Source organism: Floridaenema aerugineum BLCC-F46 (assembly GCF_041929345.1).
Classification (GTDB): domain Bacteria; phylum Cyanobacteriota; class Cyanobacteriia; order Cyanobacteriales; family Aerosakkonemataceae; genus Floridanema; species Floridanema aerugineum.
The window spans coordinates 1-7260 of the sequence record NZ_JBHFNQ010000262.1; the positions used below are offsets into that span (position 1 = coordinate 1).

Genomic DNA, 7260 nt, shown 5'->3' on the forward strand with positions numbered 1-7260 from the left:
GGAATCTTTGACTTTATTGAATGAACAAACTGCTCAATTAATGTCATTAAGTCCACATAAACGACCTTATTATCAGCGAGGTCGAAGAGCCGAGATGCTTATCCGGTCTACCTTTTAGCCATAGTTGTCACCCCGTCAGGCTGAAACTGTTGGTGAGGAAAAAGCTAGGGAAGCACATTAAGAAACGTTGAACAGTAACTTGAGCTAAATACTTACTTAATGGAGCTAAAATGCTCCAACTCGAATATTAATTGCTCAAATTCTTGTAACATCCAGGGTTGATTAATTGTTCGATAAATTGGCATCAGTTCTTTGTAAAACCATAAAGTTGAATCTTTTCCAGCTTTAAAATAAGTCCAAACTTCCTCACCAAATTGATGTAATGAAGCCAATAGGGAGCGAGCATTATGTAACTTATCGGCTAGAGAAACCAATCGTACCGAGGGGGAAGCAATTAATAATTGAGCTATATAACGCTGTTTTCGTTCCATCCAAGGGGGTTTAGGAATAATTTCCGATTCTGTACATCCTTCAATAATACTGAAAATTTCTTCCCCAAACTGTTGACGAATTTCTGCTCTGGTTTGAGCGCCACCTCGATCTTCCAAACTATCATGCAATAGTCCAGCGATCGCTTCAGCTTCACTTCCCCCAGCTTCTAATACCATCGCTGCCACAGAAAGCAAGTGGGCAATATAAGGTGTACCATCAACCTTACGGATTTGCTCGGCGTGTAACCGAGTCGCATACACTAAAGCTAATTCAAATTTTTGGCTTAATATCGGTGATTTCATAGTTAAATTCCTGAAGATAAAGTTGAGCTTCTGCTAGGACTTCTAAAGTCAAAGTTTGTCGTAATTCCCAAGGGAAAATAACTTCTCCTTTGGGTCGCCAAGACCGCAAACGCAATCCTACATTTGTATCACCATCGCGATAGTAAACTCGATAGTAAGCATCGTCAAGAGAACGAGAGTGGAGAATATTTAATAATTCCTGTTGATGCTTTTGATTAACAGTTTGGGTTTTAATAAGTTGAATCGCTTGTTGATAGCTTATGGGTTGAAAAGTTTCGTGACGGAAGGTTTCTTGAATGTAGTATCGATCGAATTCGCGGTCAAATCGCAATAGCATCCATTTGGGTTGTAGATAAAAATCAAAACCCCAAGCTTGAGCAATTTTTTCTTCAATCTCATCTGGTTGAGGTAATGCTTGCATCGAATAAGCTTGCAGTAGACAAGGTGGCAGATGGGAATGATTCCATGTCAAAGGCTGCATCTTTGTAATTCGATCTAAGCGATAGTTATACCATTCCCCTTCTTGAGTTGGCGTTTCACCAAAGGCACAGAGATAAACAGCCCGTTGCACATAGTAAATACAAACTGGATAAACAATACATTTAACGCTTTGTTTAACTCTGGCGCTTTGATAAGTTAACTTTAGCGGGGGAACAGGGTTAGCTTCCCAAAGTTCGCGTAATTGGTATTGCCAATCATCAACTCGATCGATCGTACTTTTAGGAACTACGTAATCTACGTGCAAGAAAAATCTTTGTACATTATTTACTTGTCCAGAAGTTTGAGCAATATTTGCTAGTTCTGGATGCAAGAAGTTCAAAGCATAGCTACTGGTTTTGATAGGTTCTGAGTTCAGATGGCTTTCTGGTAAACTCTGAGGAAATTGGGATACACGATGATAGTGCTGCTGTTTATATTCCAACCATCCTAGTTCTGCTAAAGTTTCTAAATCACTCTGAAGCGATCGCCGAGTTACACCAAACAAGCGTTGTTTTAATAAGTTGTCTAGTTGAGTCTCCTTCATCGCCGCTTGGGTCTGTATTGCTTGTCGCCACTGAGGTTCAGAAACTTCGCTCTGACTATCAAATAACCAACTAGCAGTGGTTCTAGCGCAGGCACAATGGGAGTCGTGTAAGGAGGGGATGGCTTCGCCTTTCGGATGGGTGGGACTAAAAAAAGCATCTCGCCAATTAGCATAAGTGAAAGGGTCTTCTAAGGCAAAGGATTGGCGATCGCCATACAAAGTAGAAAGCCATACCCACAAACGAATCGCCCGTAGCAGGTTTTGTTTGAGCGTTCCTCGTGCCAAGCATTGCAACAAAGAAACATGAGGATGATTTTGAAATAAAAGATCTGACATTATTAGCAGACCGGAACGAAATTTAATTTTAGTTTAATCTAAGTTGGAAATAGCCGCTTCCAACTGAGCAGTATGATGAGTTTATTCCTGAAATCAATAAACCAATGAGCACTTACAAAATTGAACTAGAGGGCGAAGTTTTGAAAATTAACTTTGGTGAACCAGCCCAAAATGACCAAATTGTGCGTGATGCAGCCGCCCGCTTGGATGAAATGACTCAGCAAGGAGAACTCAAAGGGGGAAGTTTGCTCAAAATTAATGGCCCAGCTTCCTTACCAGTTGCTTGCGTGCTTACTCACAAAGTCGCGCATCTTTATGGAGCGATTAGTGTTTTCGATCCTAAACTCAGTAAATACGTGGTCTGTATTACTCATAATCCTGCTTACAAACTTGGTGATTTAATCGATTAATTCAAGTGAGTTGTTAGCCATGAAAACTGTTCTTTGTGGACCGCCTCATTCGGGAAAATCTTGTTTGCGTGAAGGTTTAAAACAAGCTATTTTACCTTTTCATCGCGCCGGAATTGCACCTTATCCTTATTTCATTACGGCTTGTCCTGATGGTGAAGGTGCTTGGTATGCAGAAGCTGTTCGCAATAACCCAGATTTAGCTGATAAGTTAAAGCAAGAGTATAAAGCTAAATTCACTTGGGCATTTGCGGAAAATAAAGCTTTAGATGTGAAGAATGTCAGCCTACCTTTGACGGTAATTGATGTAGGAGGAAAGATTGATGACAAGAATGAATTAATTATGCAATATGCGACTCATGCGGTAATTTTAGCAGGGGAAATGTCGAAAGTTGCGGAATGGGAAGTTTTTTGTCAAAAGCTAAATTTGAGCATCATTGCGATTATTCATAGCGACTATGAAGGAAAGTGCGATCGCATCGAAACAGAAACTCCCATTCTCAGAGGTAGCGTTCATTATTTAGAAAGAGGTGAGGATGTTTCCACTCGCCCGATCGTGCAAGCATTGGCAAGAGTTTTAATTGATATGTGCGGGAAGTAGGGAAAAAGGGGAGCGATCGCGCTTCCCACACATATTTTTGCAATTGAAAAATGTGTAGGTTATTTTATGTTTTTAGTACTCATCGAAACATCTGGCAATCAAAATTACATTTTCTCCACCAATAAACTCAAAGAAAATATCGGAGCATCCGAGTTAACTTATCGTGCTGGTACAAGTTGGGTTGTAGAAGCTGTTGAGCAAGTTCGAGGTGCATCTGAATCAATTCACGAAGTTGGTCGATGGGTAGAAGAAGCGATCGCGATCGACAGCAGCATTAGCGCTAACGAGCTTCGGAAAAAGCTGTTAGATATAGAAGGCTGGAATAAACCCATTGAAGCTGAGGATAGTAAAGTTGAAATCATCGTTGCTACTTCTGGCAAAGCACTTTTGTTAACCAAAGATAAAGACATAGCTAAAAGCATTATTCGCTACGTTACGCATAAAGCTACAAGGTTTGCTCCCGGTTTAGATATTTGTGGTGTTATTCATGAGTTTGAGTGGGGAACTGGTTTAGGTAAAGCTGTTCGTGATGTCCATAAAGAACATGAAAAACATCGTTTTCAGAAACCCTCAGTTGATTTACGTTTCTTGCGCTTACCTGTTATTGATGAATGCACTACCAGTGGTTTGCCAGCTTCTTATTTAGATACTAAAACTAATGACGAGAAATCCGTCACTAGATCGGCTGTTAGTAAAAATAAACGACGCTATGGAGAAATTGGACGCAAGAGAATTGAAAATCTTTTGAAACAATACGATAAAAACTTTAACTTTGTTCGGAGTATTAGAGCTTTGAATGAAGAAGATTTTGAAGAAAATCTTCAACAGGAAGCGAGTTCAAACAAACTAGATTGGTTAGCTGTAATTCATGCTGATGGCAATGGTTTAGGTGAAATATTTTTAAATTTTCACAAGTATATTAAATCTCAGGATGATAGAGTTTATACAAATGCTTTAAGGGAGTTTTCGATCGCTCTTGATATTTGCACAGAGAAAGCTTTTATCGAAGCTTTAACAGCCTTTCCTAAAAACAGTAAAGGACTAATTCCTATTGTCCCTTTAATTTTAGGAGGCGATGATTTAAGTGTGGTATGCGATGGCAGATCGGCTTTAGAATTTACCCAAAGATTTTTATCTAACTTTGAAATTGAAACTCAAAATCTTCAATCTGTTGAAAATCGAAAAATTACTATTATCAAAGAAGCTGCTAACTCAGCTTTTGGAGTACAACGATTATCGGCTTGTGCAGGAGTCACAATTATTAAACCTCACTTTAGGTTTTCAATAGCTTATGAATTATCCGAGAAGTTAATGAAATCGGCTAAAAAAGTTAAGGAAATTGTCAAAGATAAACCAGGTGATAAAGGGAAAGCGTATCCTTGCTCAGCATTAGATTTTCATGTTTTATACGACAGTAGTAATGTTGATTTGGATTTAATTAGAGCTAAGTTGCGAGAAGATAGTGGAAAAACTAAACTGTATAGTCGCCCCTATGTGATAACGCCTATAACAAATTTACAAGAAGCAACAGGCTTAGACTGGGTTAAAGTTCACCAATGGGAGTTACTACAAACTAGAGTAAAAGTTTTGAAAGCTAAAGATGAAAATGATAATAATCGTCGTAAATTACCCAACAGTCAGATTCATTCTTTACGAGAAGCTTTATTTTTAGGTCGAGAAGTTGCAGAAGCTCGCTACAGCTTGATTCGCGAGCGCTACCTCAAAGAAGGTATTGACAAACTAGAATTTGAAGAGAACCCAAGTTATCTGTTTTGTCAAGAAGATAATTCAGAAACTTATATTACTGGCTTACTTGATGCAATTGAAGCCGCAGAATTTATTAAATTAAACGAGGAACAGGTTGATGACAAAGCATAAGAAAAATCAAAAGCAAAAAGGCAAATCTAAAGCAATTAAACAGCAGGAGCAACCTTTAAAACAAGATCGATTGATAGTGGAAAATTCTTCACCATCTTCCCTTGAAATTCCTTCAAATTCACTCAAAGTTAAGATTACATTAGAAAGTGACTGGCATATTGGTTCGGGTGCGGGACGACCTGGAGATGTTGACCGCTTAGTGCAGCGCGATCTCAATGGACTTCCTTACATTCCTGCAAAAACGTTAACAGGTATCTGGCGTGATGCTTGTGAATTAGTTGCCTTGGGGTTAGATAATGGCAATGAAAATGGAATGTGGCAGCAGTGGGTAAATTATCTTTTTGGCGAACAACCTGCACTTGCTGAAGTTAATTTAGAACATCATCCCCGTCCAGCGACCGTATCGGTGAGATCCGCTCATTTTCCAGGCGAATTTGTTAAAGCGATCGTTAATAAACCAATTCTTAAAGATACCTTGACTTTCATCAAACCGGGAATCAGCATCGATCCCACTACTGGCTGTGCTAGAGAAGATTGCTTGCGGTTTGAAGAAGTGGCACGAGGAGGTGCAGTTCTTGAAACTATTTGTGAATTAAACTTTTATGATGTTAATGAAGAACAGCAAAAGACCGCCTATGCTCTTCTATTAGCTGGTGCAAAAATGGTAGAAAAATTAGGCGGAAAACGCCGTCGGGGTGCAGGCAAATGCCAGTTTGTAATTAACGAAAATAAGCCTTGGCTTGATTGGTTAGAAGATAGAGTTAAAAATAATAGCCTAGCAGAGCCTCCAAAGTTTTGTTTAGGTACAGATAGTGCAAGTTGGGATGATACTCAAGCCACGCAACAAGACGGATGGGTGCAAGTTAAGCTGAGTATTAAAACGCTTTCTCCGGTTATTATTGCTTCTCGAACTATCGGTAACGTTGTTGAAAGTTTAGACTATATTCCCGGAACATATTTACTCCCTATTGTCGCGAAAAAACTAAGCAAGAATCTGTATTGTGCGATCGCGCAAGGAGATTTCATCGTGACTAATGCCACTGTTGAAATAAGTGGCGATAGAGGAAGACCTGTTCCCCTTGCTTTATTTTATGAAAAAGTTGGAGGAGGTTGGAAAGAGAGAAAGGGAATTTACAATCGATTTCAAGAAAAAGAACCCGAGGAAAAACAGCTTAAAGGTTCTCGTCAAGGTTATGTAAGTTCTATGCTTGAAAATGATTTACCTACCTATCAAGAACTTACTTCGGGCATAGCACCTCATAATACAATTAAGGATGAGGTGCAGCGTCCAGATAAAGAAAATGGTGGTATTTATAATTATCAAAACATAGCAAGTGGAACTACTTTCCAAGCACATCTGAGATTAAAGAAAGAACTGGCAGATTATCTGGGAAAAGATTGGTGGAAATCAATCGAGGGGCAGACAAAAATAGGACAATCAAAGAAAGATGATTATGGTTTAGTTGATATTAAAGCTGAACCTATCAAAACCGATCGGAAAAATCAGCAAGCTGAAACATTAGAACTCGTTGTTTGGCTGTTATCGGATGTTTTATTACGGGATAATCGCCTGCGTCCCACAACTAACATAGAAGATTTTCGGAAAGCATTACAAGAAAAGCTCAATCAAGGATTAAATCTGTCAGAACAAATTGAGCTTCAAGTAAAACCAGATAATGAAGATACGATTAGTGCGATCGCTCGTTCTCGTCGTACAGAGTCTTGGCAAGTTCGTTGGGGTTTACCCCGTCCTTCTTTAGTAGGTTTGATGGCAGGAAGTTGTATTGTTTTTCAGGTTTCTAAAGGCAGGTCAGATGCAACCAAACTCGCTGAATTAGAAATAGCTGGAATTGGTGAACGAACTGCTGAAGGTTACGGTCAAATTTGTTTCAACGATCCGCTTTTAACCAAACCAGTTCCTAAAAAATCCCAACACCAAAAAACAGGTCCTAAACCTGATTCAAACCCTTCAACAACAGAAATGTTATCTGAAAATGATACAGATTTTGATTACGCTCGAATCATCGAACGGGCAGCTTGGCGAGATGCGATTCAAAAAGCGTCTTTATTCTTAGCCAAGACCTGACGGGGTGACAACAATCGGTAAACCCCTTACTGCGTGCGGGGTTTACCGATTGTTGTCAAAAAAAAAGAGGTCTGCTATTCTCAAGAAGACCTAATTAACGAAAATAATGAATTTATTACCATTATTTTACACCG

At 39.2% G+C, this 7260-nt stretch carries 6 protein-coding genes; 4 read left to right on the forward strand and 2 right to left on the reverse strand.

The genetic code is table 11. From position 1 onward, the window contains the following. Positions 1-212: 212 nt before the first annotated feature. Together ACE1CC_RS35815 and ACE1CC_RS35820 are read right to left on the reverse strand one after the other, a co-directional pair. A complete protein-coding gene (locus ACE1CC_RS35815) occupies positions 213-794 on the reverse strand; it encodes an HD domain-containing protein (protein ID WP_413275205.1) in 582 nt (193 codons plus the stop codon). Then, a complete protein-coding gene (locus ACE1CC_RS35820; protein ID WP_413275206.1) occupies positions 763-2154 on the reverse strand; it encodes a TIGR03985 family CRISPR-associated protein in 1392 nt (463 codons plus the stop codon). Before ACE1CC_RS35820 ends, ACE1CC_RS35815 begins: the two co-directional genes overlap by 32 nt. A gap of 104 nt (positions 2155-2258) precedes the next feature. Here ACE1CC_RS35820 and ACE1CC_RS35825 point away from each other — a divergent pair, with 104 nt between their 5' ends. The 4 genes from ACE1CC_RS35825 to ACE1CC_RS35840 all read left to right on the forward strand — a co-directional run bounded on the left by ACE1CC_RS35825 (position 2259) and on the right by ACE1CC_RS35840 (position 7126). Then, positions 2259-2564, forward strand: a complete 306-nt coding sequence (locus tag ACE1CC_RS35825) for a CRISPR-associated protein Csx3 (RefSeq protein ID WP_413275207.1) — start codon at positions 2259-2261, stop codon at positions 2562-2564. 19 nt (positions 2565-2583) lie between these two features. After that, the gene (locus ACE1CC_RS35830) at positions 2584-3162 is read left to right on the forward strand and encodes a hypothetical protein (RefSeq protein ID WP_413275208.1); all 579 of its coding nucleotides are present in this window, start codon (positions 2584-2586) and stop codon (positions 3160-3162) included. A 66-nt stretch (positions 3163-3228) separates the two neighbouring features. After that, positions 3229-5040, forward strand: a complete 1812-nt coding sequence (locus ACE1CC_RS35835; protein WP_413275209.1) for a hypothetical protein — start codon at positions 3229-3231, stop codon at positions 5038-5040. Continuing rightward, positions 5027-7126, forward strand: a complete 2100-nt coding sequence (locus ACE1CC_RS35840) for an RAMP superfamily CRISPR-associated protein (RefSeq protein WP_413275210.1) — start codon at positions 5027-5029, stop codon at positions 7124-7126. The genes ACE1CC_RS35835 and ACE1CC_RS35840 overlap by 14 nt, the downstream gene beginning before the upstream one ends. Positions 7127-7260: the final 134 nt, after the last annotated feature.